Source organism: Microcystis sp. 0824 (assembly GCF_003112475.1).
Lineage (GTDB): Bacteria > Cyanobacteriota > Cyanobacteriia > Cyanobacteriales > Microcystaceae > Microcystis > Microcystis aeruginosa_C.
The window spans coordinates 13,751-38,488 of record NZ_BDSM01000042.1; the positions used below are offsets into that span (position 1 = coordinate 13,751).

Annotated in this window: 22 protein-coding genes and 1 pseudogene; 15 read left to right on the forward strand and 8 right to left on the reverse strand. The window is 43.5% G+C overall.

Features of this window, described 5'->3' with window-relative positions; all coding sequences use genetic code 11:
• Positions 1 to 91: 91 nt before the first annotated feature.
• Together N0824_RS13495 and N0824_RS13500 are read right to left on the reverse strand one after the other, a co-directional pair.
• Positions 92 to 382, reverse strand: coding sequence for a DUF3082 domain-containing protein (locus tag N0824_RS13495; RefSeq protein ID WP_108937120.1), 291 nt, complete (start codon positions 380 to 382; stop codon positions 92 to 94).
• A gap of 88 nt (positions 383 to 470) precedes the next feature.
• Entirely contained in the window at positions 471 to 2,738 is a 2,268-nt protein-coding gene (locus N0824_RS13500) for a GspE/PulE family protein (protein WP_108937121.1), read from the reverse strand.
• Positions 2,739 to 3,061: 323 nt separating this feature from the next.
• On the opposite strand from N0824_RS13500, the gene N0824_RS13505 reads away from it, so the two are divergent.
• Positions 3,062 to 3,256: a transposase gene (locus N0824_RS13505; RefSeq protein WP_108937122.1), complete on the forward strand. Its 195-nt coding sequence runs from the start codon at positions 3,062 to 3,064 to the stop codon at positions 3,254 to 3,256.
• Positions 3,257 to 3,282: 26 nt separating this feature from the next.
• On the opposite strand, the gene N0824_RS13510 is transcribed toward N0824_RS13505, so the two are convergent.
• Positions 3,283 to 3,699: a DUF1816 domain-containing protein gene (locus N0824_RS13510; RefSeq protein WP_108937123.1), complete on the reverse strand. Its 417-nt coding sequence runs from the start codon at positions 3,697 to 3,699 to the stop codon at positions 3,283 to 3,285.
• A 423-nt stretch (positions 3,700 to 4,122) separates the two neighbouring features.
• Between N0824_RS13510 and N0824_RS13520 the strand changes: the two genes are divergently transcribed.
• Positions 4,123 to 5,235 (forward strand): cell wall metabolism sensor histidine kinase WalK, encoded by a 1,113-nt coding sequence (locus N0824_RS13520; RefSeq protein ID WP_108937150.1) that lies wholly within the window; start codon positions 4,123 to 4,125, stop codon positions 5,233 to 5,235.
• Between the two features lie 142 nt (positions 5,236 to 5,377).
• Here N0824_RS13520 and N0824_RS13525 read toward each other — a convergent pair whose 3' ends face one another.
• On the reverse strand, positions 5,378 to 5,932 hold the full coding sequence (locus N0824_RS13525) for a hypothetical protein (protein WP_108937124.1): 555 nt from the start codon (positions 5,930 to 5,932) through the stop codon (positions 5,378 to 5,380).
• A 451-nt stretch (positions 5,933 to 6,383) separates the two neighbouring features.
• Between N0824_RS13525 and N0824_RS13530 the strand changes: the two are divergent.
• From N0824_RS13530 to N0824_RS13545, 3 genes and pseudogenes are all read left to right on the forward strand, one after another.
• Positions 6,384 to 6,560, forward strand: a pseudogene (locus N0824_RS13530) (hypothetical protein); the annotation flags it as partial.
• Positions 6,561 to 6,838: 278 nt separating this feature from the next.
• Positions 6,839 to 8,590 carry a mechanosensitive ion channel family protein gene (locus N0824_RS13540; RefSeq protein ID WP_199224917.1) on the forward strand — a complete coding sequence of 584 codons (1,752 nt, stop codon included), beginning with the start codon at positions 6,839 to 6,841 and terminating at the stop codon, positions 8,588 to 8,590.
• 78 nt (positions 8,591 to 8,668) lie between these two features.
• Positions 8,669 to 9,097, forward strand: coding sequence for a DUF29 domain-containing protein (locus N0824_RS13545; protein WP_108937128.1), 429 nt, complete (start codon positions 8,669 to 8,671; stop codon positions 9,095 to 9,097).
• 149 nt (positions 9,098 to 9,246) lie between these two features.
• Here N0824_RS13545 and N0824_RS13550 read toward each other — a convergent pair whose 3' ends face one another.
• The 3 genes from N0824_RS13550 to N0824_RS13560 all read right to left on the reverse strand — a co-directional run bounded on the left by N0824_RS13550 (position 9,247) and on the right by N0824_RS13560 (position 13,028).
• Positions 9,247 to 10,590: a chloride channel protein gene (locus N0824_RS13550; protein ID WP_108937129.1), complete on the reverse strand. Its 1,344-nt coding sequence runs from the start codon at positions 10,588 to 10,590 to the stop codon at positions 9,247 to 9,249.
• A 243-nt stretch (positions 10,591 to 10,833) separates the two neighbouring features.
• A complete protein-coding gene (gene cobJ, locus N0824_RS13555; protein WP_108937130.1) occupies positions 10,834 to 12,279 on the reverse strand; it encodes a precorrin-3B C(17)-methyltransferase in 1,446 nt (481 codons plus the stop codon).
• On the reverse strand, positions 12,276 to 13,028 hold the full coding sequence (locus N0824_RS13560) for a Uma2 family endonuclease (protein WP_233256442.1): 753 nt from the start codon (positions 13,026 to 13,028) through the stop codon (positions 12,276 to 12,278). Before N0824_RS13560 ends, cobJ begins: the two co-directional genes overlap by 4 nt.
• 371 nt (positions 13,029 to 13,399) lie before the next feature.
• Here N0824_RS13560 and N0824_RS13565 point away from each other — a divergent pair, with 371 nt between their 5' ends.
• The 8 genes from N0824_RS13565 to N0824_RS13610 all read left to right on the forward strand — a co-directional run bounded on the left by N0824_RS13565 (position 13,400) and on the right by N0824_RS13610 (position 21,838).
• Positions 13,400 to 14,107, forward strand: coding sequence for a phosphate ABC transporter permease (locus tag N0824_RS13565; protein ID WP_108937132.1), 708 nt, complete (start codon positions 13,400 to 13,402; stop codon positions 14,105 to 14,107).
• Positions 14,108 to 14,848: 741 nt separating this feature from the next.
• Positions 14,849 to 15,598: a septal ring lytic transglycosylase RlpA family protein gene (locus tag N0824_RS13580; protein ID WP_108937134.1), complete on the forward strand. Its 750-nt coding sequence runs from the start codon at positions 14,849 to 14,851 to the stop codon at positions 15,596 to 15,598.
• Positions 15,599 to 15,976: 378 nt separating this feature from the next.
• Entirely contained in the window at positions 15,977 to 16,678 is a 702-nt protein-coding gene (locus N0824_RS13585) for an ABC transporter ATP-binding protein (RefSeq protein ID WP_108937135.1), read from the forward strand.
• Between the two features lie 124 nt (positions 16,679 to 16,802).
• Positions 16,803 to 18,464 carry an NAD(P)H-quinone oxidoreductase subunit 4 gene (locus N0824_RS13590; RefSeq protein ID WP_066029950.1) on the forward strand — a complete coding sequence of 554 codons (1,662 nt, stop codon included), beginning with the start codon at positions 16,803 to 16,805 and terminating at the stop codon, positions 18,462 to 18,464.
• 154 nt (positions 18,465 to 18,618) lie between these two features.
• Positions 18,619 to 19,662, forward strand: coding sequence for a DNA cytosine methyltransferase (locus N0824_RS13595; RefSeq protein WP_108937136.1), 1,044 nt, complete (start codon positions 18,619 to 18,621; stop codon positions 19,660 to 19,662).
• 378 nt (positions 19,663 to 20,040) lie between these two features.
• Complete coding sequence (locus tag N0824_RS13600; RefSeq protein ID WP_108937137.1) at positions 20,041 to 20,382, forward strand: hypothetical protein; 342 nt, start codon at positions 20,041 to 20,043, stop codon at positions 20,380 to 20,382.
• Between the two features lie 147 nt (positions 20,383 to 20,529).
• Positions 20,530 to 21,003, forward strand: a complete 474-nt coding sequence (locus N0824_RS13605; RefSeq protein ID WP_108937138.1) for a tRNA (cytidine(34)-2'-O)-methyltransferase — start codon at positions 20,530 to 20,532, stop codon at positions 21,001 to 21,003.
• 247 nt (positions 21,004 to 21,250) lie between these two features.
• A complete protein-coding gene (locus N0824_RS13610) occupies positions 21,251 to 21,838 on the forward strand; it encodes a Tfp pilus assembly protein FimT/FimU (RefSeq protein WP_108937139.1) in 588 nt (195 codons plus the stop codon).
• A 13-nt stretch (positions 21,839 to 21,851) separates the two neighbouring features.
• Here N0824_RS13610 and N0824_RS13615 read toward each other — a convergent pair whose 3' ends face one another.
• Complete coding sequence (locus N0824_RS13615; RefSeq protein ID WP_016517052.1) at positions 21,852 to 22,208, reverse strand: 4a-hydroxytetrahydrobiopterin dehydratase; 357 nt, start codon at positions 22,206 to 22,208, stop codon at positions 21,852 to 21,854.
• 234 nt (positions 22,209 to 22,442) lie between these two features.
• Here N0824_RS13615 and N0824_RS13620 point away from each other — a divergent pair, with 234 nt between their 5' ends.
• A complete protein-coding gene (locus N0824_RS13620; protein ID WP_108937140.1) occupies positions 22,443 to 23,039 on the forward strand; it encodes a ParA family protein in 597 nt (198 codons plus the stop codon).
• A gap of 155 nt (positions 23,040 to 23,194) precedes the next feature.
• Positions 23,195 to 24,721 carry a ferredoxin:protochlorophyllide reductase (ATP-dependent) subunit B gene (gene bchB, locus N0824_RS13625; protein ID WP_108937141.1) on the forward strand — a complete coding sequence of 509 codons (1,527 nt, stop codon included), beginning with the start codon at positions 23,195 to 23,197 and terminating at the stop codon, positions 24,719 to 24,721.
• Positions 24,722 to 24,738: the final 17 nt, after the last annotated feature.

Below are 24,738 nucleotides of genomic sequence, written 5' to 3' on the forward strand. Positions count from 1 at the left end.
GTGTTCAGTCATCAGTTATCAGTTAACTGATAACTGAAAAAATTACCACCTCCTAGTCCCAATTGATAATTCATAATTCATAATTCATAATTTATGTTTGTTGAGGGCGTTTAAGTAGTAATTGGATAGCCAAAAGAATTAAACCAATGGTGACAAAAATAAAAATAAAGGTTCCTAGAGAAGCTAAACCAAAAACTAAAGTCCGGACAGCGCTGCCAATTCTCAAGGCGATCGGACTGTGAGCAACCATCGGTTTTGAGTAAAAAGAATGACCGATCGCTGCTGTAAGATAATAGAGAATTGTCCCCAGTGCTGCCGAAATTGCCGCACCAACTAAACAGCGAGTAGGAGTAACTTGTTTGGTTTCTAATTCTGTGGTCATTACTTTTTAGTTCTCAAATATTGTCTAGGGTGAACTACTCTCAAGGTGGTTGAGAGTAGTTTACTTCTTTTCCCAGCATTTTACCCGACTAGGACCAAGGATCGAGGGCGGAAGGAAAAGAAGTATTGACTTGCGAGGAGACGATCAGATCCTGATTTGTTTCTATTTCCCGTTTTAACTGTTCCCAATCGCCGGGGTCGGTTAACTCCTCATAAACAGGGGCAGCGGAAATGATCTTTTCCTTGTCCGATGACCAGTTTCGGGAAGGAAGAACTGAATTAGTCAAATCAGGCAGCTCCTGGTCGAAAATAGTCTGATTTGCGCTCTTAGGCGAATTTTTGGGGAAATTTAGGCTAATTTCTTGCTTTAATGACTGTAATTCACCATTGAGAGCTTTTAATAACTGCTCAATCGCCTCGATTCTTCCGAAAACATCCGGGGGAATCTCAGGATTATTGACAGGAAAGAGGGAGGGTAAAGTTAATTTATCGGCCATGACGCGGTCGATTTCCTCTAGGGTGGTATAACCTTGGCGGACTAATTCCAAACCGTAGGCGAGGAGAGACTTGAATCCTGCCTGTGTTGCCACTTTTTTGAGCATATCGGCGGGTTTATTCTCAGCGATGCAAGTTTTGAGGTCAGGGGTAATCGTAATCACTTCAAAGACCCCAATCTGGGACTGATAACCGATGCCGTGACAATGACGGCATAATTTCCCTTTTTCCCGCGCTTGGATGATTTCTTCGGCAGTGAGGGAATTAGCTTTATAAAAGCTGTATTGAGCAGCTTGGGCGGGAGAAAGACCAAATTTAGCTAATTCCTCCCTTTTTGGTTGATGTTTCAGCCGACAAACCTGACAAACCCGTCGCACCAGTCTTTGATTGATCACTCCAACTAGGGTATCGGCGACTAGGGCCGGCTCCGCTAATTGATTGAGGCGAGCGATCGCTGCAAAGGCACTATTGAGGGGTAAACTAGAAATAACTAAATGTCCTGTCAAAGCCGCTTCTAGGGCATGGGTAAGGGTGGAAGAATCCGCCAGATGATCGATGCCGATGATATCCACATCTTGATTCCGGAAAGAGGGCAAAATCGAGCCATAATCTTGACCTTGACCATCAGCGATTTCCACTTGGGTAATACCGTTAAGGCCGCGTTCGATCGAGGTTTCCACGGTGGCGATATTAACCTCGCCCTGGTTTCGATGGGCTAGTAGAGAATAGAAACTGGTGGAACAACCGCCTCCGGCCGGTGCGGTGAGCAGAATCAACCCCGCTTGGCGCTCGATCATGGTGCGTACCAGTTTACAGGTTTCTTGGCTAGTAATCAACTCATCGAGGGGCCAAAGAGGGGATCGAGAATCAAAAACGCGCAGGAGAATTTTTTCCCCGTGTTGACTGGGTAGGGTGTGGAGACGAAAATCTATTTTGCGACCGGAAAAAGTTTTGGTCATTTTTCCCTGTTGGGGTCGCGATTTCTCGCTGACATCGAGGTTAGCCAGAATTTTTAACCGTGAGATAATCGCTGGGGTCGCTGCCCGAGAAATCGGTTCCCGGGCAGAACGCAGGAGACCATCTTGGCGAAAACGGACGGTTAATTGATTTTCTTGGGGTTCTAGGTGAATTTCCGTCGCTTTGCTTTCGATGGCTTGAACAAGGATATTATTAACGGCACTGATGATCGGCCCTTGATTGGCCTGTTGAATCAGACCGAGATCCTCGTCGGCCAATTCGCGGTTGAGATGGGGGAGAGATTGGCCATCTTCAAAAATATCGGTTATGTCAACTATGGTCTTTAGATCTTGTTCTTGGGGAAGACGATGACCAGATAGGGCTTCTTCTTGACGAGAACGATAGATTTCGACCAATTTCTGGTAATCTGCCCGAGCGATGACACGACGCTCAAACTGCAATTCTTTATCCCGGAGGATACGACGTAAATCATCGAGAATTTCCTGATTAGCGGGATCCACCATGGCTAGGTGAAGGACCTTGGGATCGGATTCTTGTTTTTGTAGGGGCAGGATCTGATAACGACGGCAAATTTCAAAGGGAAGGACTGTCCGAAACAGATTTTCGATTTCTGTCCAGTCGATCGTCTCACTCTCAGGGTCAAGATATTCTAACCCATACTTGGCTTTTAGTTTTGACAGTTGTTCGAGTCGGTAGTATGCCAGTGCCTCTTTGGGTAAAGGACGACCAGTGATCAGGGGTAAAATTGCCAGTAGAGATAGATGACTTTTCTGCTTCTGGATTATTGCCTTTTCTAGTTGCCCGATAGTGATATAACCCGATTGCACTAACTTTTGAGCAAAGGAAGGCAGCTTGGTCTGGGGGTTCTCGTTTGCTGATGACATGGAATAGAGCCAGTTAAGATTGTACAGCCTACTACATTTCTATTATGCCCATTTTCTCACTGTAGCTAACAGACAGGCTATTTTTTGGAGGCAAGGGCCAACGGGCAATAGGCAGGAGAAAGAAAATTTATCGTCGGCTACTTAGCAAAGATTGATAGTGAACACTCATTATATATTAATAAATATAAATAAATATGAAGTAATTTAAGTTTCAAGAAGAATGAACCTGATCTTTTTTAGGATGGGGGTAAAACTGATTTTCAATTTCTCAGGTGGAAAGATGAACCCAGATTAAGCTATCTGAACGATAAGAGGACAAGGCAATGTTTGAAGATTTTAGCTATATTACCGATGAGGCTTTTTTAGAGAATTATTGGTGGGAAGAAAAAGTTATTTGTCCCCACTGCCAAGGCAAAGGAAGAATCTATCTAGAGACAGAGAATGAATCCGTCCCCTGTAAATTCTGTGAAGGTCAAGGCATCATTAAACGAAAACATGAGGAAACTAACTATCCCTAAAAATCTGTATAATTAGATACCATAAATTAAAAATCTTCTTGAGTTAAAACCTCGGGCTGACATTGTTTAATTTTGCTATTAATCCCCAGGGCGGATTCTGATTGTAGGTCTTCGATATAACCGGATTGATGGGACAAAGCTTCCGAAAAACTCTCAAACGGACCGAAATAATAGAGACATTTCGGCTGACTGGTAGTGATCTCTACCCACCAGGGTTGAGGGGGTGAAATAGGCTTGATCGAGACAGTTTCTGGGTCAAGAGGCTTAATACTGAGAATCTTGGCACCTTGGCGCAGCAGGCGCTGTGTTTCTTGACTCATGCGGCTTTTAGGTATTCGCAGGACTGTTCGGGAGAAGCGTTGAGGCAAAGAGCCAGAAGAACCCGAAAAAACAACTTCATAGAGAAATATTTGATTCTCTCCCTGATTATTAGCCTCTAGCATACAGAAAAGATTCTCTTTTTGGGGTAAGGGTTAAAAAACAGACGCTACTTTGAGCAGATGACCCAAGCAAAATCATCTCCTAACAGAGTAGCGCCTCTTGATACCATAGCATAGAGCGGCAAAAAGTTAAGTTTCCACCTACTCTCCCCTCACAGCATAGCTTAACGGGAGATTCTTCCACAGGAAGAACCCGATAGAGTTCTTTAATTCAGCCATCCCTGAAGATATCTATGAGGATTTTTTCTCCCGTCAGTTTATTCAAGATGCTGTAGCCGAATATATAGCAGTTATCTTAATGGTCAGGTAGGAAGTTTTCGTTTTTTGGATTCGGTTGTCGGTCGTTGATGCCAAATCCTGTTATACTTCATTTTTATGAGAAATACTGTTAATAATATTGACAACAAATGGAGTTTTTTAACAAATATGCAGCCACCAAAATTAAGCTTAGGAACCAGATTATTTTTATCCCATCTCCTCGTTATGGTGGTGGGATTAAGTAGCTTTATTATCATTGCTAAATTATCTTCTCCGCGAATGTTTGTTTTACGTTTGGAACAGTTAGAAAGGCAGGGATTTTTTACCGTGCGCTCGGCGAGAACTTTCTTGGTTAGGGGTTTTGAGACGGCTTGGGATAGTAGTGCTATTTGGTCATTTATTGCGGGAGGAAGTACGGCTGGTTATCTGAGTTTTTTAGTTTCTCAACGCATTATGAAACCAGTAAAACAAATGAAACAAATCACTAAAAATTTTGCCGAAGGGGATTTATCGGCGCGAGTTCCAGAAAGCGAAATCCCAGAATTAAATCAATTAGCCATCAGTTTTAATCAAATGGCGATTAGTTTAGCTGATGTGGAAAAACGTCGCCAGGAATTAATCGGTGATCTTACCCACGAATTACGCACCCCTTTAACTGTGGTACGGGGATATCTGGAAGAATTAGCCGATGGTGCGATCGAACCTAATCCAGAACTTTATCAGAAATTAGTGAAAGAAACCCGCCGGTTAGAACGTTTAACCCACGATCTACAGGAGCTATCGCGAGCGGAATCTGGTTATCTCTCGATTAAACTACAACCTGTTAATTTATTAACTTTGTTAAATTCTCTTATCGAAAAATTTGCCGATCAATTATTAGAAGATGGACCGACTTTACAGTTAGATTGTCCCCCCAATTTACCATCGGTCATGGCCGATCCAGATCGCCTCGAACAAATTTTAGTTAATCTGCTGGGTAATGCCATTCGTTACACCGATCAGGGTGCAATTACCCTGCAAGTGACAAGGGACAAAAATCACCTACAAATTGCCGTTATCGACACGGGAATCGGTATCGCAGCAGAAGATTTACCCTTTATTTTCGAGCGCTTTTGGCGGGCCGATCGTTCTCGTTCCCGTTATTCTGGGGGTAGTGGTATCGGTTTAGCGATTACCCGTCGTTTAGTGGAATTACACCAAAGTCAAATGGAGGTAGAAAGTGAATTAGGTAAAGGCAGCACTTTTCGCTTTTCCCTAGCAATATCTCCGAATTGGGAGTAGGGGTTTTTTCAGTGATCAGTAAATAGTAATCGGTAAGGGCATAGGGGAGAAGGGAGTGCCGGACTTGGGAGAAAGGGTTTGAGCATTTGTACTAAAATATCTAATGGGCAGTTTAAATGCAGTGCAGCTGATAACGAGATGACTATTCAGGGGAAGACAAGTCGCGGAAAATTTGGCTGGCGATGGCTGCACTCCGGCGAATTTGTTCAATTTCGGAAAGACTTTGCCAATCTTCGGTTTCTATAGTGGTTTCGCTCTGGCCATTACGCATAGTATAGGCGTAGGGACGGGCAAAAACCTCTAAATCTTCTGGAGACCATTGGGGAAAAAGCTCGCTAAGACAAACAACAAGGCGATCAAAGTTATCTAATTGACTATTAACTAGATTTTCAGCACTTTCTACTAGACGATTTAAATATTCGGCTGGCAGTAAAGAGGCAAATTTATCAAAGATATTAGACCGGGATGAAACGGAAACTATCGGGAATTTTTGGTGTAAACTGCTAAAGAATCTATGAGCTTGTGCCTCGATCGCCGTCGCTTCTAGTCCTTCACACAGAGAAAAAGGCGTTTCCGTGACGTCTAAGGGATCATTACTCTCAACAGCGGTTACATCCCAGGGATAGGTGACTTCTTCTTCGATCAGGATTGCCAGAAGTTCCGAGGTAATCTGTTCGGATAGGGATAAATGGCCCATAAATAACGCTCCATATTTTGGCCTTTGTGATGCTCAAGGACTAACTACATCTCGGTTTTGACAATTCCCGAAGCTATGAACAGACTCCTAATGCCAGTCAGGCAAAAGGCACTCTTGCCATAGTAGCAATAATTAACCCCTGCATATTATTATTGATTACTTTTTGACTTTTGCCAGGGGTTGATGAGAAAAGTGACATAAACTTGTCAACGCCTGAATTTGGTTATTGGCTAACTCTTCTAGGTTAATCGATCATCGCTACTGAGCAATTGTACTAGGATAGAATTGCTACGGCGTTTTATTGACTGGTGTGACTAGATGATTTTACTAACTTTTGCTGACATTTGGTCAATTGATCTACAGCCAAGAATATGCAGTGCGCTACTATCATGATGGTAAAGGCCTAGTTTTTCCCGATTGCGATCGACCTAATTGAAGGGAATTTCTCTATCAAGGTTTTTGTATGGCGGCTTGTTATCAAACCTCCGATACAAGTATTAATAGTACGGCAAGGCGGCGGCTGGTAGCAACCCACGGGATGCTTTTCTCTTTTTTATCCGTCTCGATTATTGCTATTATTTTGGGAATGATTGGTAATTTACTCTCAGCAAAAAAGATATTCTATTAAGAAAGTTATGGTTCATACTAAATTCGGTTATTAAAAACTGATTATTTATTCCCCCTTTTGCCTCTTGCCTTCTGCCTCTTGCCTCTCCTGATATGTAGCCTATGCTCAACGGATTTAGTATCATAAGAGCTTTCGTCAACGCCATAGCAATGAAATTAAATCTAGCACTTCTGACTTAATTCCCTCTCCTGTCTCAGTCTAGGTTCTCTGCACCTCACCCTGGGAAATTAATGTCTAAATATTACCCAACTACACACAGACAAATCTGACTTAATCCTATGAAATTTGTACCAGTTGTCGATATTAATCAAAGATATTTAATGCTAACTACACCATCTAGAGCTAGAGGATGGATGAAAAAAATTGGTCATATTTTGATAATATTTGTTGTAGTTTTACTACTGACTCTCACCTCTCCTCTTTTGGGAATAGCTCAAAACCCGACACAACCAGAAAACAAAATTGACGGTTTTCCAGTTATGTTAGATGGAAAACCCCTCTTTTTTGTCCGACGGGGAGTTTCTTCATTTTCGGCAGAGGAGAGAGCTAACGCTGTTACCCGGAGAATTGAAAGAATTGCTCAAAATGATTCTATTCCCGTTGAGAACCTGACAATTAAGCAGATTCCTGATGATAACTCACTTTATTTAAGTGTAGATCAAGAAGTAATTCTAACGGTGACTGATGGAGACGCAAAAGCCTATCGTTCAACCCCGGAGGTTTTAGCTCAACAAGCTTTACAAAAAATTCAGCTTGCTATCGCTCAATATCGCCAAGATCGAAAACCAGAACAACTACTTAAAAACATAATTTATACGGTTATAGCCAGCTTTGCTTTCCTGATTATTAGCTTTGCAGTTATCAAAATTTCAGGGAAGCTATTTCCCTTTATTAGACGTTTGATTGAATCCTTGACACCGGGCATTCAAATCGGGAATGTTGAGATCGTATCTTCCTCTAAAATCAGCTTTTTTTGGCTGCGATTTCTTCGGATAATTCGCTTATTTGTTCTATTTTTATTATTATTTAATTATACTGCATTTGTACTTCGTTTATTTCCTTGGACAAGAGTTTTTGGCGAGAGTATTTTAGGTTATTTTTCTCAATCATTAGAACTGGTTTTATCATCCATTGGCCAATATCTTCCCAATGCCTTTATTATTGCCATAATCATTTTTATAACCTACTACTTAATCCGGCTTATCAAGCCCTTTTTTACGGCAATAGAAAGAGGAAGTTTGATTATTCCGGGTTTTTACACTGATTGGGCTAAACCTACTTACAATCTCCTATTAGTCATAATTATTGCCTTAGCAGCAATAGTGGCTTTTCCCTATTTACCCGGTTTTGATTCCCCTGCTTTCCGAGGTGTTTCTGTTTTTCTCGGTCTTCTTTTATCCCTTGGTTCTACTTCGGCTATTGCCAATGTTATCGGGGGAATTATTCTTATCTATACCCGTGCCTTTCGCATCGGAGATCACATTCAGGTAGGAGAGGTAATTGGCGATCTAATTGAAAAAAACTTCTTAGTAATTCGCATTTGCACTCCCACTAATAAAATCATTACTATTCCTAACTCATCTTTATTAAGTAGTAATGTGATTAACTTTAGTATTTCCTCGCGGGAATTAAACAGAAATCTAATTATTCAGACAACGATCACCCTAGGATACGATCTGCCTTGGCGAAAAGCCCACAAAACCTTAATTGAAGCTGCTCTAGAAACTGTGCATATTCTCAAAGAACCCGCACCTTTTGTCCTGCAAACTAGCCTAGATAATTTTTACATCAGTTATCAATTAAATGCTTACACTAACCAACCCAATTTGATGGTAATAATTTATTCAGAACTCCATCAGAATATTCAAGACAAGTGTAATGAAGCCGGGATTGAGATTCTCTCTCCCAGTTACACTTCCCTACGAGATGGAAATACAACAACTATCCCCGAAAATTATTTACCCTCCGATTATGTCGCGCCTCCCTTTCGTGTTCAATCTTCAGACAATCAAGAAAACAACACATTATGATAGTAAATCCGTTTTTAAGCCCTCACTTTGGGCGGATTATTAATATAATGTTAATTGAGCTTAGAAGGAGATAAATCGATGACGGCATCCTATGAGCAAGACTTTGGACTTTGGGCCGAACAAATGGCCGATTTATTAGCTTCTGGTCGGTTTTCCGAGTTAGATATTGAGAATTTAGTCGAAGAGGTGCGAGATTTGTCGAAACGGGAGCGCGATCGCTTACTTGCTAGTCTCAGATTAATTTTGCATCATTTATTAAAGTGGGACTATCAACCTCAACGGCGATCCAGGGGTTGGTTGGGAACTATTCAGCGAGAAAGAGCTAATATTAGGCTTTATTTGGACGATAGCCCCAGTTTAAGGCGATATTTAACCGATGAAAGCCTATTTAAACTCTATGCTGTTGCTTGTTGCGATGCTTTTAGAGAGACGGGATTAGAGTTTCCCCCCGTTTGTCCCTACGGTATTGAGGATATTTTAAATCGTTCTCTTCATTTGTCGGAATGATAAAAGGCGATCGCAGTTTGCCGCTAGAGCTAAGGGCGATCGTTTTTAGGGGTATGAGATTAAAGGAGGTAATTACCCTCCCAATTCTTCACCAACTAACAACCCTGAACACCTAAATTTTCTGGTCAGTGGAGATCTGACGGTAGCCTCTAGCGGATCATTACCCGGAGGAAACTAGAGAGTTGATTGGCTACCCGTGCGGCCACCAATCCCGAAAGGGCAGCAACCACCACTGTAGCAAGGCAGGTTAGCTGGGCTGCCCCCGGACCCCCCACCCCCAGCACCATCGCCACGGCGGTCAAAGGTAGGCGATAGCCGCCAGCAATACCGGCCGCTGCCCCCGCCGCACCCGCCAGATCCCCCGAAATTTCAAAGGTGGTGGCGAATACCCGGCCAGTGAGGTCGCCGATCGCCAGAAAAGGGACAAACACGCCGCCACAGCCCCCGGCTAAAACCGCAGCGGTGGTGGCCGCGGCCCGGAGCAGAGCTACCGCCAACAGGTGGTAAGGAGTTGTTTCAGTGTTTTCGGCCCAGAGGATAGCGCCCACCCCTGGTCCAAAAGCCGCTGCCGGAGTCGCCACCTGTCCGATCACGATCGCCAAGAACAGCATCATCAGGCCACCAATGAGGAGACGAGTGCCAGGCCTGTCCCGCAAGCCTCTGGCCCAGTAGATCGCCTCACCGGTGAGGGCTGTAATCGTGCCAGCGATCGCTCCGATCAACAAAGTGGCAGCCACCGCATCCCCGAAGTCAGTCGGGGCAACCTGCGGCACCACCAGCCGGATCAGTTGCAGCTTAAAGGCAGCGTTGACCCCCCATCCCACCAGTCCCCCGGCTAACATCGCCGCCACTCGCTCCGGGGTGATCGGAACCTGACGTCGCTGACTCAACTCAAACATAAAAAAGCTGCCCACCAGCGGGATTCCCATCAGAGCCGAAACACTGGCCGCACCGCCACCGATGGCCAAGGGCCGCACCAGTTGACGCAGGGCTGGATTTATGCTACCCAACCAGGTCCCCGTTGCCACGCCAATATGAGCCGCCGGTGATTCTGTTCCCATGGGCGCACCCAGTCCAACAGTGGAGAGGATAGCCAAAGCCCGCAACGGTGCTAGATTCCAGGGGAAGCGCTCTTCGGCCCCAGATGCGTTCACCACGTCACCGGTCAGGTCGGCGCGAGCAATGTCATGGGGGAAGGAGTACCAGGCCATGAGAGAACCCCAGCGGCCAGAGGCAGTGGCATCCCGGGGAGCTAAGGTCTGCACGGGTTGGCCCCTACCCAGTCCAAACAGGACTAGCACTGCTAAGGTAACGCCCACCAGAGGCAGCAGCAGTAGCCAGACGTTGCCTAGGCCAGAGGCAATCCTCAGGGTTTGCTTAATTGCCTCAGTCAGCAGTACCGCAGCCAGAGAGCCGATCAAACCGCCGAGCAGGCCAGCAACAGCCCATGGGCCTACCTTGGTTAAGAGAAGTTGTAGTTTGTTATTTAGCATCGCGCAAAGAAAGTTAAGCTTTTATCGTTCCGATAGCAAGTCCATTTGAGTCGTCAAGCAAAACACCCTGAAAGTCTTTACTATAGCGGTAAGCGCTTGAGTGAGATACAGACCAAGCTTTGCCTAGCATGGTTTATAGCTCGTGACACTGTACCTCATACGACTGCACACCGCTATATATTATCTGTAACTACCTATTGCCTATTGCCTATCCCAACCAAGAAATTAATTTTACACGACTACTTAATAGTGACGTGGAGTATAAACCCATTGCTTGGTTTTACCCTGCTCAATCAGGCGAGTTTTACTAGATCCGATCAAAATTATGGTTCGCATATCCGCATCGTTAATAGTCATATCCCCTAGGAATTTCACTGTCACTGTTTCCCCTTTTCGTCCTAAATTACGCGCTAATACCACGGGAGTTTGCGGCGATCGCCATTGTAATAAAATCTCTTTTGCCTTCTCTAATTGCCAAGTGCGCTCTTGAGACACAGGATTATAAAATGCGATCGCTAAGTCTGCCCGGGCCGCTAACTCAATACGCTGAGAAATCACCTGCCAAGATTTGAGAATATCTGATAGGGAAATCGCACAAAAATCATGGCCTAAAGGTGCGCCAACCCTCGCAGCCGCCGCCTGCATGGCCGAAATCCCCGGACAGACCTGAATGGCGATCGCATCCCATGCCGGTTTTGCTTTTTTTTCTAATACCTCAAACACGGCCGCGGCCATGGCATAAATTCCAGGATCTCCGGAAGAAACTAAGACAACCGATCGCCCCTTAGCCGCTAAATCTAAGGCCATTTCCGCGCGATCGAGTTCCACCCGATTATCCGATTCATGGCGGACAATTTCTGGTGTTCGCAGGGATTCTACCAAATCCAAATAAGTTTTATAACCCAGCCAATCCGTGGCTTTTTCCAACACTTCTCGAACTTCTGGCGACATCCAATTTAGCGCCCCCGGTCCAGTTCCAACTATGGCTAATTTACCTTGACTTTCCTGGTCTAAATCTCCCAGTAGTAAACCAGATTTTTCCTTAATTTGCGGGCTTTCTTCCCAGAGATAAACTAAACAGTCACTGCTAGGTTTTGCCAAGTTTAAGTTATTTTTATCGGTAATCTCAATGCTCAGTTTTGCCGCCGATGAAATCGGTAAATTACTATTTTTTAACCAGTCCGCTTCACCGATTAATTTTACTTTTTCACCAGCCAATAAATCGGACAGAAACTTCTTAGCATCATCGGGATTAACTAACTGATAACCCTGTGGTGGCGATAATAAGGTCGTTTTAAATCTAATATCACCAGTGGTGGTAATTGCGGGGGAAATTTGCAAAACCGAGGCAATTTGACGAGCGAGATCATTAACCCCTTGTAAACCCCCCAACAAAGGCACTACGGCGCTGCCATCTTCTGCGATTGCTAATACAGGCGGTTCTTGCCATTTATTAGTTAATAAAGGTGCTAAAGTGCGAATTAAAATACCCGCCGCACAAATGCCAATAATTGGCGTTCCCGTCTGGAAAAATTCTCGCACCGTTTCGCCAAAATTAGTATAGGTAAAATCAGCCGAATGGGTACGATCTATTAACCCATAAACCACTGCTTCAGGTAAGGCCATTTGCACTTGACGAGCAACGGTGATACTGGTTTCTCCTAAAATGAGAATAGCTGGAGGTTTCATTTAGCTTCCCCCGACTGCGCTGTGGTTAACTTTTGGACAAATTCTTGATGTTCTACCGAGTTAATTCCAGCTTTTAAGATGTCTAACACCCGTGACATATTGCCGTTGAGCATGGCAGATTCGACAAGCTCACTGCAAGCTGAAATATCTAACCACAAACCCGGAAATACTAGAGAGCAAATCACCCCTTCTTGGTTGGGTAAAAAAGAAATATAATCGCCATTTTCTAAATTAAACCAATCAATTTTTTGGTCAAATACTTGCCAAACAAGGTATTCTTGAATACCACTGCGTCGATAAGCACGTTTTTTATCCCCTAAATCTATGGCGGCACTACTAGCGGCAATTTCTACCACTAATTCCGGCGATCCTTCTAGGTATCCCTCTACACTTAGGGTTGATTTTCCCCCGCTTTCTTGACTAATTAATAACACCCCATCCGGCTGTAGTTCGTTGTCGATATCCAAGCGAACGGTTGGCTCAATACCCATTTTTACTTGGGGGGTAGCAGCTTGATAAACTCCCAACCAAGTGATTAAACGTCCGTGGGGTTCAGCATGAAATTTAAACCTTAATGGGGATGCCATATACACAACTCCTTCGATAAGTTCGGCTTTTTTTAATCCTGGCATAGCTTGATAACGGCGCTCGAATTCGGGACGAATTAAGCGATCCCCATTTTCTAACGGGGGTAAATGTTGCGTGGTTACAGCCTGAGAATTTAAGGATTTAACCGGGGAAGAAGTCATGGTGGCAGTCTTTGGGAACAAAACAGCATTGATTTTATTATAGATTGTTTCATCGGACTTCTTGCGGGATTTAATTTTTAACTGAAGTTTCGCCAGAATTCCTGCGCTTTTAGCGATGGTATGAATGGCGACCAACAGATAGACAATTACTCAAAACTATAACATTTATCTTAGTGGTGAGGTACAAAGTTTTCCTTTTGGGAAGTCGGTCGTCGATACCAAATTAGGTTACACTTCATCTAGTTATGAGAAACGCTGTCATAACCGATACAGCGAGCCTAAATGAAAGGTAAACGTCCTCTTCTCGAGCCTACCCGTTCACGAATCAATTAGGCACACTATAACTGATAACCGATAACCGATAACTGATAATGTTGGTTCCCCTTACCCGTCAATCGATCGAGCAAATTGTCCCGATTATCGCCACAGGTCCCCAGTACGCTCACTATTGGGGTAAATGGTCCGATTTTCTGCGCCGTTTATTTATTTCTATCATCGCTCTCACCGCAGCTTGGTTAATCGGTAATTTATTCGGTCCCGGTGGTTTAACAATTAAACTGATTTTCGACATTATCGCCGGTTTATATTGGCTCTGGGGTCCGGTTTATTGGGCCAGTGTTCGCAATAATACCTATCGTCGTCTTCCCTACGGGGGATTTTGGCGCGGTCGCGTTTTCGATGCTTTTGTAACCGAGGAATTAATCGGGGAAGAAGAAAGGGTCAATAAACGCGGGGAATTAGAGATTATCGAAAATCGCCAACGCTGTATTAATCTAGAAATCGGTGATCAAACTGGCTTTTCGGCGATCGTTCGCGCTCCCCTCAAACGCATCTATAAATCGATCCGTCCTGGGATGGTGGCCGAAGCTTTGTTAATGTCTCGAGATCCCGATTTAGGGGATATCAATCAGCTTTCTGATGTCCATCTTCCCCAACTCGACCAGTGGATAGGGGAATATCCTGTGCTGCGACGGGATATTTTTCAGCAAGTTAGTCGCGAATTAGGAGGGGGAAAAGAACCCCGGCCAAAACCTTCTCGTTATTCTAATAATGTCATCCGAAGACGCAAAACCCGTTAATTTTTCGGCGATCGCTGAAAAGACACCAGTTTCCCAGTCATATATATATTGGGTTTGCTAAAAAGCTTTTCGTGGGGTTAGGAGTCAGTATTCAGTGATCAGATGCGGGTTTTCAGTTCACTGTTTACTGTTCACAGCCAAAAACTCCCTACTCCCCAATTCATAATTCATAATTCATAATTTCCTATCCCTTTTAAACAGGATTTAGTATTAGCCTGTATCAGCATTTCTGATTCTATAGTTAAGTTTGGCTAATAACAGCTTGTTTTTAGTTTTTTGTCAAGCCCCTATTATAATTTTTAATCTCTGACCCTTAGTCTCATTGAATATTGATCTTAAAAATCTGGTTTTTTGTAGCGAAGACAACAGTTTTATTAACTGTTATCTGCTGCTATAGAGGGAAATCGGGGAGGGCTGATAATCCTTGAAACCCTTATCAATACTAGCATTATTCCCCCTCGAAATTTCACTAATTCCCCAAGTTTTCCTAACCTTGCCCCCCCTAGGACACAAAAAATTAAAAACTCACCATCGTAACTTGGTTTTTGGCGCAAGTCAACCCTTTATTTAAATTTTTGATTCTTTTTGCCGATAACGATATAAATTCTCGTAATGACCAACCAATTTTCCGTGATACGGTTGAACAGAACGCAACCAAGTTAGCTCTGCAAGCAAAAAGGAATGTTAGCAAATTCCTTCAGCTTTGCATTGGGAACTTGCTAACGCACAATAAGAAAGTCTATGAACAAACAACTGATCAACAAACTACAAGCTATAACTGCCCTCACTTTAGTGGGGACTACAGCCTCAATAATTTGTTCCCAGACAGTAGGACAAAGTAACAGCCTGACGGATATTAGCCTAGCTCGTCAAACTGTCATCGAGTCCACTTCTCAAACCGTTCTGCCCGCTTTTTCTAATAGTCGAACATCTGATTCAGATATTAAAATATCACGTTCGGCTCAAGATAATGGTAACGAAATTCTAAAAACTTTGGAGTCCCTAGTGGACAAAGAAAATACCGTCCCTGCAAGCGTTACACCCCAGACCCAAGAGGCCATTCCTTCGACGGTACAACCCCAATCACAACCCAATCAAGTCAAGCCAGCCCCAGCCAATGGCCAATCTACTAATCCTGCCTCAGTCACACCAGCAGAGAAGCCGAAAACAACCCAAGCGGTAAAAACCAGCAGTCGCCCCCGTAAACAGGGAATGGCCTCTTGGTATGGTCCTGGTTTCCACGGTCGTCGCACCGCTAGTGGTGAGACTTTTAACTCTAGTGGTTTAACTGCCGCTCATCGCTATCTACCTTTCGGCACTAGGGTTAGGGTAACTAATCTGCGTAATGGGCGCTCGGTGGTGGTGAGAATTAACGATCGCGGTCCGTTTAGCGGTGGTCGCGTCATCGACCTCTCCAGAGGTGCGGCAGCGATTATCGGTGTCTTCCAATCGGGAGTTGCCCCAGTGGTCTTGGAAGTTTTAGGCAGATAATCAGTTATCAGTAATCAGTAATCAGTAAACAGTGAAAAGACAGCACTGTTAATCTGCGTCTGGGAAAATTTAGTACAAATGCTCAGGCTTCCTCCTTATCCCTGACTTGAAAGAGGGTGTAGGGTGTGGGGTGTAGGGAAGGAAACCTCTTTCATCTGTGGGGGTGAAAATTTTTTCATCGGGACTGACCAAAAACTCACATCTGATCAGTGGTAACTGGTAACTGGTAACTGATCAGTGATCACTGATAACTGATAACTGATAACTGATAACTGGTCACTGATCACTGATAACTGGTAACTGATAACTGGTAACTGATCACTGATAACTGGTAACTGATCACTGCTATAGTGATCCTATTGGGATTTGACGGGGTTTATGTTAGAAATTAACGATTTATCGGTTAATTATGGCGGAATCAAGGCATTACAGCAGGTGAGCTTAAGGGTAGAAAAGGGGGAAATTGTCACCCTCATTGGAGCGAACGGAGCAGGAAAAACGACGACTCTAAAGACGATATCTCGGCTTTTAACGGCAAAGACTGGGCGAATAATTTATCAGGGTCAAGATATTACCCATTTACCACCCCATGAAATCGTTAAACGGGGAATTGCCCATAGTCCGGAAGGGAGAAGAATCTTAGCGCGTCAAACAGTCTTGACAAATTTGCAGTTAGGGGCCTATACGAGAAGCGATCGCCTAGGAGTAAAAAGCGATATCGAAGAGCAGTGGCGACTGTTTCCCCGACTATCGGAGCGCCGAGAGCAGTTAGCGGGAACCCTAAGCGGTGGGGAACAGCAGATGCTGGCGATCGCCAGAGCTTTAATGAGTCGTCCCAAGTTATTGTTACTAGACGAACCCAGTTTAGGACTAGCGCCGCAGATAGTGCGAGAAATCTTCAGTATTATCCGTAAATTAAACAAATCGGGAGTAACTATCCTGTTAGTGGAACAAAACGCTAATTTAGCCCTAGAAACTGCCAATCGCGGCTATGTTTTGGAAGCGGGACGCTTGACCATCGCAGGAGAAGCCGGGGATTTACTCAGGGATGAGCGGGTCAAACAAGCCTATTTGGGTTAATCGATGATGATGCGGCAACTATAGATAAAATTCTATAGTAAAGGTAGGAGAAAAAATATTCACAAAATTTTACAAAGTCGCATAAAATGAACACATAACGAAATAGGTATTTTTTCTTACTGCCATGCTAACGGCTAACTTCCCCTGGCTCACCGCCATCATTTTGCTCCCCTTGCTTGCCTCCTTCCTAATCCCTGTAATCCCCGACAAGGAAGGAAAAACCGTTCGTTGGTTCGCGCTTGGAGTCGGACTAGCAGACTTTATATTAATGTGTTACGTCTTTTTACAAAAATATGATTTAAGCAACCCCAACCTACAATTAGTAGAAAAAATCGATTGGGTTCCCCAAATTGGTTTAAGTTGGGCGGTGTCGGTGGATGGTATCTCGGCACCGTTAGTTTTATTGGCAGGATTGGTGACAACCCTTTCTATCTTGGCCGCATGGCAAGTGGACCGGAAACCCCGTTTATTCTACTTCCTGATGCTGTTGCTCTACGCCGCTCAGATTGGTGTTTTCGTCGCCCAAGATTTATTATTATTCTTCTTAATGTGGGAAATCGAGTTAATTCCCGTTTATCTACTCGTTTCCATCTGGGGTGGTCAAAAACGTCGTTATGCCGCCACTAAATTCCTACTCTACACCGCCGCCGCTTCTATCTTCATCCTCGTTGCCGGTCTAGCCATGGCCCTTTACGGTGGTGGTGCGATGACCTTTGATATGGCGGAATTAGGATTTAAAGATTATCCCCTCGCTTTAGAATTAGTCCTTTACGCCGGTTTATTAATCGCTTTCGGGGTCAAACTCGCCATCTTCCCCCTCCATACTTGGCTCCCCGATGCTCACGGTGAAGCTTCTGCACCTGTATCGATGATTCTCGCTGGTGTTCTCCTCAAAATGGGTGGTTATGGTTTAATCCGTCTTAATATGGGGCTTCTACCCGATGCACACATCTACTTTGCCCCGATTCTAGCGATTCTCGGTGTCGTTAATATTATCTACGGTGCTTTCGCTTCCTTCGGTCAACAAAACATGAAACGCCGTCTCGCTTATTCCTCGGTTTCACACATGGGATTCGTCCTTTTAGGGATTGCTTCCTTTACCGATGTGGGTATTAGCGGCGCTATGTTACAAATGCTCTCCCACGGTTTAATTGCCGCCGTCTTATTCTTCCTTGCTGGTGTCACCTACGACCGCACCCATACCTTAGCTTTAAACGAGATGGGTGGGATTGCTCAAGCGATGCCGAAAGTCTTCGCTCTCTTTACTGCCGGCGCCATGGCTTCCCTAGCTTTACCCGGAATGAGCGGTTTTGCCAGCGAAATTACTGTATTCATCGGTGTCACTAGCAGTGACGTTTATAGCCAAACCTTCCGGGTTGTGACTGTTTTCCTCGCTTCCGTTGGTTTAATCCTCACCCCGATTTATCTACTCTCCATGCTTCGTCAAGTTTTCTACGGAGATGGTTCTTCCTGCGATATTACTAACATTACCCCCAACAAAAGCAACGAACAAGCAGTTTGTTTTGGTACTAGCTGTGTCCTTCCTGACGAATCAGAATATATTGACGCTAAACCCAGAGAAATCTTTATCGCTGTCTCTTTCCTCGCTTTGATTGTCGCTATCGGTTTTTATCCCCAACTCGCTACCCGTATCTACGATGTGAAAACGGTGGCAGTTAACTCGGAAGTGCGTCAAGCTTACACAGAAATCGCCGCTACTCGTCAAAATATCTACGCTGAAACTCAACCCGACGTAAGCGCCAAAGTTGCCAGTATATTCCAATAAATTGGCAAGTCTAAAGTGAATAGGTTATCGGGAGTGGAAATTCTGCTCCTGATTTTTTTGGCGAGGAAAAAGATGCGAGCATTTATACTAAAATCTAGGATAGCTGGTTTAATATCGTCTCTGGGATCAAAACAAAAGCTTAAAATAGAGAAATATGTGGACTTTTATTGATTTATTTGCCGGTATAGGAGGATTTAGAATCGCCCTAGAAAATCTCGGTTGTCAATGCGTTTTTTCTTCGGAAATCGATCCTCACTCCCAAAAGGTTTACTTGGCTAACTATGGTCATTTACCCGATAATCAAGACATCAGAAAATTAGAGGCAAAAACTGTCCCCGATCATGATATACTCTGTGGCGGTTTTCCCTGTCAAGCGTTTAGTATCGCCGGCAGAAAACACGGTTTTGAAGATGCACGCGGAACCTTATTTTTTGAAGTTGCCCGGATCCTACACGAAAAGAAACCGAAAGCTTTTATCTTAGAAAATGTCCAGGGTTTAGTCCATCATGATCGAGGTAAAACTTTAAAAACTATTTTAGATATACTAGAAAAGGATTTGCATTATTTTGTCCCTAGTCCCCAGATTTTAAATGCCAGATATTTTGGGGTTCCTCAAAACCGTCCCCGAATTTTTATCGTCGGTTTTCGAGAAGATTTAAATATTTACCATTTTTCCTATCCTCAACCAACCCATCAAGAAACTTGTCTCAAAGATATTCTAGAAGAAAAGGAAGTCAGCGTTAAATATTATCTCTCTAATCAGTATTTAGAAACCTTGTTTAAACACAGGGCCAGACACGAAAATAAAGGTAATGGGTTCGGTTATGAGATTATTTCTCCCGATGGTATCGCTAATGCTATTGTGGTGGGAGGTATGGGAAAAGAAAGAAATTTAGTTATCGATCAAAGACTGACTAATTTTACTGCCGTTACTCGCATTAAGGGAGAGGTAAATAAATTATTCGTCCGCAGAATGACCCCCAGAGAATGGGCAAGATTACAGGGATTTCCCGATAGTTTTCAGATTGTTGTCAGCGATGTCCAAGCTTATAAACAGTTCGGCAATTCTGTGGCTATTCCAGTAGTAGAAGCGGTGGCAAAAGAGGTGATTAAAACTTTAGATTTATCCAGAAATTCTCAAGAAAATATCAGGGTTAAAGACCTAGAGGGGAGACAATTAGAGTTATTGTCAATCTGAGGAACAATAACAATTTTTTCTAGGGGTTTGGGTATAGGACAGCGTTTCTTATCAAGATGAAGTATAACCTAATTTGCTATGGACGACCGACGACCGGCTCCCCAAAACCAAAACTTCCTATCTCACCGTTAAGATAACTGCTATAATAATGGTTAATTATTTAATCAATGCGATTGCTGTTTATGCTGAAGTCTAACTGGATTAACAGTAGACTTCTTGAATAATTAATTTTCGAGAGTTCAAAAATGGGAAAAATAGCCATGAGGTAACAATAAAAGAGCAGCAGAGGTGATGGTTTCGCCGGTTGTGCTTGTTAAAGGTATCTTGCTTATACTACACTTGTAACACCAATAGGTTTAGTATTCGGGAGAAAAAATTATGCGGACAATCACACGCACCACCACTACCGATATGGAAGTCACCAGCATTCGTCTGGAAAGAGTACTTAAGGACAAGCTGAAAGAGATTTCCGGCAATCAAGGTTATCAAGCACTCATTCGCGATGTCCTGTGGAATTTCGTTCAGCAGAAATCAGGAGATTATCGACCGCAGTTTTGTGCTGGCGATATAAGGGCAGTATTTAACGCTACAGCTAGAAAAAATGAGATTTGCGCTCTCACAGGCAAATTAATTCCCGCTAATGAAACAATGTTGTTAGGTTTGACGATTCATGGCGATTTAGTCCCGTTGAGTATCGATAGTTATACCAATTTAAAATAAGTTTGACTAGGGTGGGGCAGAATCTGGTATAGTTAGTCCTCACCCAAGGGAGATGGGAATTATAAATTATAAATTATGAATTATGAATTGAGAGGTGGGGAGTTTTTTGCTGTGAACAGTGAACTGATAACCGATAACTGATAACTAATGACTGAAGCGATTTTACGAGTGGTTTTAATTAATCCGCAAATTCCGCCAAATACGGGGAATATTGCCCGTACCTGCGCCGCAACGAGGACAGAATTGCATTTAGTTGGTCCCTTGGGTTTTGAAATTAGCGATCGCTATCTGAAGCGGGCCGGCTTAGATTATTGGCCCTATGTAAAACTCATGTACCACTTGACAAGTGATGATTTCTGTGCATATAAACAAAAGAGCGGCGGACGGGCGATCGGGTTTAGCGTGCGCGGCAGCAGCAGTTATGTGCAGTACAGCTATCAAAGCGGAGACTGGCTACTTTTTGGCAGTGAAACCGACGGTATTCCAGCAGATTTATTAAATCAATGTGATGACACGGTTTATATTCCCATGGCAGAACCGGGGGTGAGAAGTTTAAATCTTTCCGTTAGTGTGGCGATCGGATTATTCGAGGCCAGACGACAATTGGGATTTACTCGTTAGCGGGACATTTGGCTATATAAACAGAGCAAATAAACTAAATTGAGCAAAAAAATTATAAAATTGCTTTTATTTAGCTGATTTTGTCCTAAAAATAACTTTTTTTGCCAGTATCAGAAAAAAATAGCGATCACCGTCAATCTTGTCCGTAATAACAGCAAGCAATTATGTGGATTATCCTAGCGCAAATTAATTTTTGCTCCTTTCTAATCCCATAATTGATTGAAAATAAAAAGGCAAGATGAGGCTCATGAATATCTTCGACCTTTCTTCTAATACTTTTCGCAATTTACAGCTTTTTAATCGCCAAAAATCCACCTCTGGCTTAACTCAAGTCGAGATGTTAGTTACCCTAGTTTTATTAGCAATTCTTTTAACCATTGCCTTTTCTGTTTATCATCGTTTAATGGCTTGGATTCGCTTAAATATAGCCACCTTTGAAATATCACAACATTGGAAAAATACCCGTTATCAAGCCATGGGAGGGGGTTCTCATCCCCTATCTTTGTGCATGACAGCAAGTGAAACCGAACAGATTAAAGTGGCAAAAGTGCAGGGGGACGAGTGTGAAAATGTCACCGATTGGACTCCCGTTACCCGTGGCGTTAGCATCGATACTAATAATTCTACCCTACGCCGAGTTAACGGACCTGTGGGTAATCAAGGTACAATTTATCGCGCTAGTTGGGCCGATACAAGGGGGGGTTTAGGAGGTTCTTGGGGACAGTTAGGCAGAATTACTTTAGTTGCTTCCGGTACACCCGACAAACGCTGTTTATTTTTATTCCGTGTTGATGGTAGTTGGGATATTCGTCAAGATGATAGATGTGTGGGTTAAAGCTGATTTAAAACTAGGGAATCAGACGATCGATTTGTTGAGCTAAATCAAAATCTAAGTTACTCAAACCTCCCACGTCATGGGTAGTGAGGGAAAGAGTAACGCGATTGTAATTGATGGTAATATCAGGATGATGACCTAGTAATTCAGCCGGAGTAACTAAGCGATTAACAAAAGTGATCGCTTCGATAAAATTGTTAAATTTAAAAGTTTTTTCAATCCGTTGATCTCGTAACTGCCAGCCCGGGATAGTCTGTAATTGTTGGGAGATTTCTTGATCGGATAAACGAGTAGTGGGTAAAGAGAGGACTAATTCCCCAGTTAACCCAATCATGAAAGCGATCGCTATTGCTAAGAATTGCTTCAACATTGAAGACGCTCCCGTAGTTGTGGTGAGCAGAAAAAGTGATCGATCGGGAGAGCATAAGCCCAAAATCTAACATAAAATCCAACATTAAGAAACACATTACACCAAAATATCGAGAGAGCCAGGCTCAAAAATCTAGAATCCTGACTGATAGCCTTTCTGGGGGGAAACTTAAACGGTTTTCAGTCCGTCTGGGAGTAAACTAGAAAATACTCACTTATTTCGATCGAGCCGTTCATGATTATTTCCGTCGTAGCACTGAAGGGAGGGGTCGGGAAAACCACCACATCGATTCATCTGGCCGCCTATTTTCAAGAAAAAGCGCCCACCCTATTGATTGATGCGGATAAAAATCGTTCGGCTCTCCATTGGTCCCGGGAAGATACCCTTCCTTTTATGGTAGCGTCCCAAGCTGGAGCGACGGGACTGGTGAAACAATACACTCATATTATCGTCGATACCCAGGCCCGGCCGGAGCCAGACGAGTTAAAAGATTTAGCTCAGGGCAGCGATTTATTAATTTTACCCACCACTCCCAATCATCTCGATATCGATGTCACCATTAAAGCGGTAGAATTGCTGTCCAAGATGACCGATAATTATCGAGTTCTTTTAACCCAAGTGGATTCACGGACAAAAACAGGACGAGAAGCCCGGAAAGCGCTAGAAGAGGCCAAATTACCCGTATTTAAGCGAGAAATTCCCCGTTTAGTCGCTTTTGAACGAGCAGCCGAAAAGGGAGTCATCGTCAAAGATTATCCCGACCCCCGGTCGAATTTCGGTTGGCTTTGTTACCAAGCGGTCGGTAAAGAAATTTTTGCCCTAATGACATAGATTGTTAAAAAAGTTAACATTAATATTTATGTCATTTTTCCCCGAAAAGATACTTAATCTGCATGGGGACTTTTTGTAATCTTCCGTTAAGTGTTCACTCCTAAATCCGTAAAGTCTGAGACAATCAAAAAAGTCTGACTGTAGGAGAACCCTCTATGAAATTGGCCTATTGGATGTATGCGGGTCCCGCTCATATTGGCACGTTAAGGATCGCCAGTTCCTTTAAAAATGTTCATGCTATCATGCACGCTCCTCTGGGAGACGATTATTTTAACGTCATGCGCTCGATGTTGGAAAGGGAGCGTAATTTTACCCCCGTCACTGCTAGTATTGTCGATCGTAATGTTTTAGCCCGGGGTTCCCAAGAAAAAGTCGTCGATAATATTGTTCGCAAAGATCGCGAAGAAAGTCCCGATTTAATCGTTTTAACCCCTACTTGCACCTCCAGCATTCTCCAAGAGGATTTACAAAACTTTGTCGAAAGAGCGCGACAGGATGCCGAGGGGGATGTGCTGCTGGCCGATGTTAACCACTATCGCTATAATGAACTACAAGCGGCCGATAAAACCCTCTATCAAATTATCAAATATTATCTCGATAAGGCCCAGAGAAAAGGGGAAATTATCTCCCAGAAAACTCCCAAACCTTCCGTTAATATTATTGGTATTACCACCCTCGGTTTCCATAACCAACATGATCGCACGGAATTAAAGCGGTTAATGGCAGATTTGGACATTGAAGTTAACGAAATTCTCCCCGAAGCTGCCTCGGTGGAAAACTTAAAGAATCTGCCCCGCGCTTGGTTTAATCTAGTTCCCTATCGAGAAGTGGGATTAATGACAGCCAAATATCTCGAAAGTGAATTCGCCATGCCCTACGTTGATATTACCCCCATGGGAGTGGTGGAAACAGCGCGCTGTATTCGCAAAATTCAAGAGGTAATTAATGGCCAAGGTGCGGCAGTAGATTACGAAGATTTTATCAATGAACAAACTCTGCATATCTCCCAAGCTGCTTGGTTTTCTCGTTCCATTGACTGTCAGAATTTAACGGGCAAAAAAGCGGTGGTTTTTGGTGATAATACCCACGCAGCCGCTATGACAAAAATTCTCGCCAGGGAGATGGGAATTCATGTGGTTTTAGCGGGGACTTATTGTAAGTATGATGCGGATTGGTTCCGGGAACAAGTGAGTGAATATTGCGATGAAGTGTTAATTAGCGATGATAATGGGGCGATAGGGGATGCTATTGCTCGATTAGAACCAGCGGCGATATTTGGTACTCAAATGGAACGTCATGTGGGCAAACGTTTAGATATTCCCTGTGGAGTAATTGCCGCACCTATTCATATCCAAAATTTCCCCCTCGGTTATAAACCTTTCTTAGGTTACGAAGGCACTAATCAGATCGCCGATTTGGTCTATAATTCCTTTACTTTGGGGATGGAAGATCACCTATTAGAGATATTCGGTGGTCATGATACCAAAGAGGTAATTACTAAAGGTATTTCGGCAGATTCTGACCTAAATTGGAATAAGGAAGCTACGGCAGAATTACAGAAAATCCCCGGTTTTGTGCGGGGTAAAGTCAAACGAAATACCGAAAAATTTGCCCGCGAGCGAGGTATTGGTGAAATAACTTTAGAGGTAATGTATGCCGCTAAAGAATCCGTAGGAGCTTAATTATTCTTAGGGCTGAA

Excerpts from the sequence above, each read along its gene's own strand:
- N0824_RS13495 (WP_108937120.1), bottom strand. The coding sequence starts at position 382 with ATGACCACAGAATTAGAAACCAAACAAGTTACTCCTACTCGCTGTTTA.
- N0824_RS13500 (WP_108937121.1), bottom strand. The coding sequence starts at position 2,738 with ATGTCATCAGCAAACGAGAACCCCCAGACCAAGCTGCCTTCCTTTGCT.
- N0824_RS13505 (WP_108937122.1), top strand. The coding sequence starts at position 3,062 with ATGTTTGAAGATTTTAGCTATATTACCGATGAGGCTTTTTTAGAGAAT.
- N0824_RS13510 (WP_108937123.1), bottom strand. The coding sequence starts at position 3,699 with ATGCTAGAGGCTAATAATCAGGGAGAGAATCAAATATTTCTCTATGAA.
- N0824_RS13520 (WP_108937150.1), top strand. The coding sequence starts at position 4,123 with ATGCAGCCACCAAAATTAAGCTTAGGAACCAGATTATTTTTATCCCAT.
- N0824_RS13525 (WP_108937124.1), bottom strand. The coding sequence starts at position 5,932 with ATGGGCCATTTATCCCTATCCGAACAGATTACCTCGGAACTTCTGGCA.
- N0824_RS13540 (WP_199224917.1), top strand. The coding sequence starts at position 6,839 with ATGAAATTTGTACCAGTTGTCGATATTAATCAAAGATATTTAATGCTA.
- N0824_RS13545 (WP_108937128.1), top strand. The coding sequence starts at position 8,669 with ATGACGGCATCCTATGAGCAAGACTTTGGACTTTGGGCCGAACAAATG.
- N0824_RS13550 (WP_108937129.1), bottom strand. The coding sequence starts at position 10,590 with ATGCTAAATAACAAACTACAACTTCTCTTAACCAAGGTAGGCCCATGG.
- cobJ (WP_108937130.1), bottom strand. The coding sequence starts at position 12,279 with ATGAAACCTCCAGCTATTCTCATTTTAGGAGAAACCAGTATCACCGTT.
- N0824_RS13560 (WP_233256442.1), bottom strand. The coding sequence starts at position 13,028 with ATGACTTCTTCCCCGGTTAAATCCTTAAATTCTCAGGCTGTAACCACG.
- N0824_RS13565 (WP_108937132.1), top strand. The coding sequence starts at position 13,400 with ATGTTGGTTCCCCTTACCCGTCAATCGATCGAGCAAATTGTCCCGATT.
- N0824_RS13580 (WP_108937134.1), top strand. The coding sequence starts at position 14,849 with ATGAACAAACAACTGATCAACAAACTACAAGCTATAACTGCCCTCACT.
- N0824_RS13585 (WP_108937135.1), top strand. The coding sequence starts at position 15,977 with ATGTTAGAAATTAACGATTTATCGGTTAATTATGGCGGAATCAAGGCA.
- N0824_RS13590 (WP_066029950.1), top strand. The coding sequence starts at position 16,803 with ATGCTAACGGCTAACTTCCCCTGGCTCACCGCCATCATTTTGCTCCCC.
- N0824_RS13595 (WP_108937136.1), top strand. The coding sequence starts at position 18,619 with ATGTGGACTTTTATTGATTTATTTGCCGGTATAGGAGGATTTAGAATC.
- N0824_RS13600 (WP_108937137.1), top strand. The coding sequence starts at position 20,041 with ATGCGGACAATCACACGCACCACCACTACCGATATGGAAGTCACCAGC.
- N0824_RS13605 (WP_108937138.1), top strand. The coding sequence starts at position 20,530 with ATGACTGAAGCGATTTTACGAGTGGTTTTAATTAATCCGCAAATTCCG.
- N0824_RS13610 (WP_108937139.1), top strand. The coding sequence starts at position 21,251 with ATGAATATCTTCGACCTTTCTTCTAATACTTTTCGCAATTTACAGCTT.
- N0824_RS13615 (WP_016517052.1), bottom strand. The coding sequence starts at position 22,208 with ATGTTGAAGCAATTCTTAGCAATAGCGATCGCTTTCATGATTGGGTTA.
- N0824_RS13620 (WP_108937140.1), top strand. The coding sequence starts at position 22,443 with ATGATTATTTCCGTCGTAGCACTGAAGGGAGGGGTCGGGAAAACCACC.
- bchB (WP_108937141.1), top strand. The coding sequence starts at position 23,195 with ATGAAATTGGCCTATTGGATGTATGCGGGTCCCGCTCATATTGGCACG.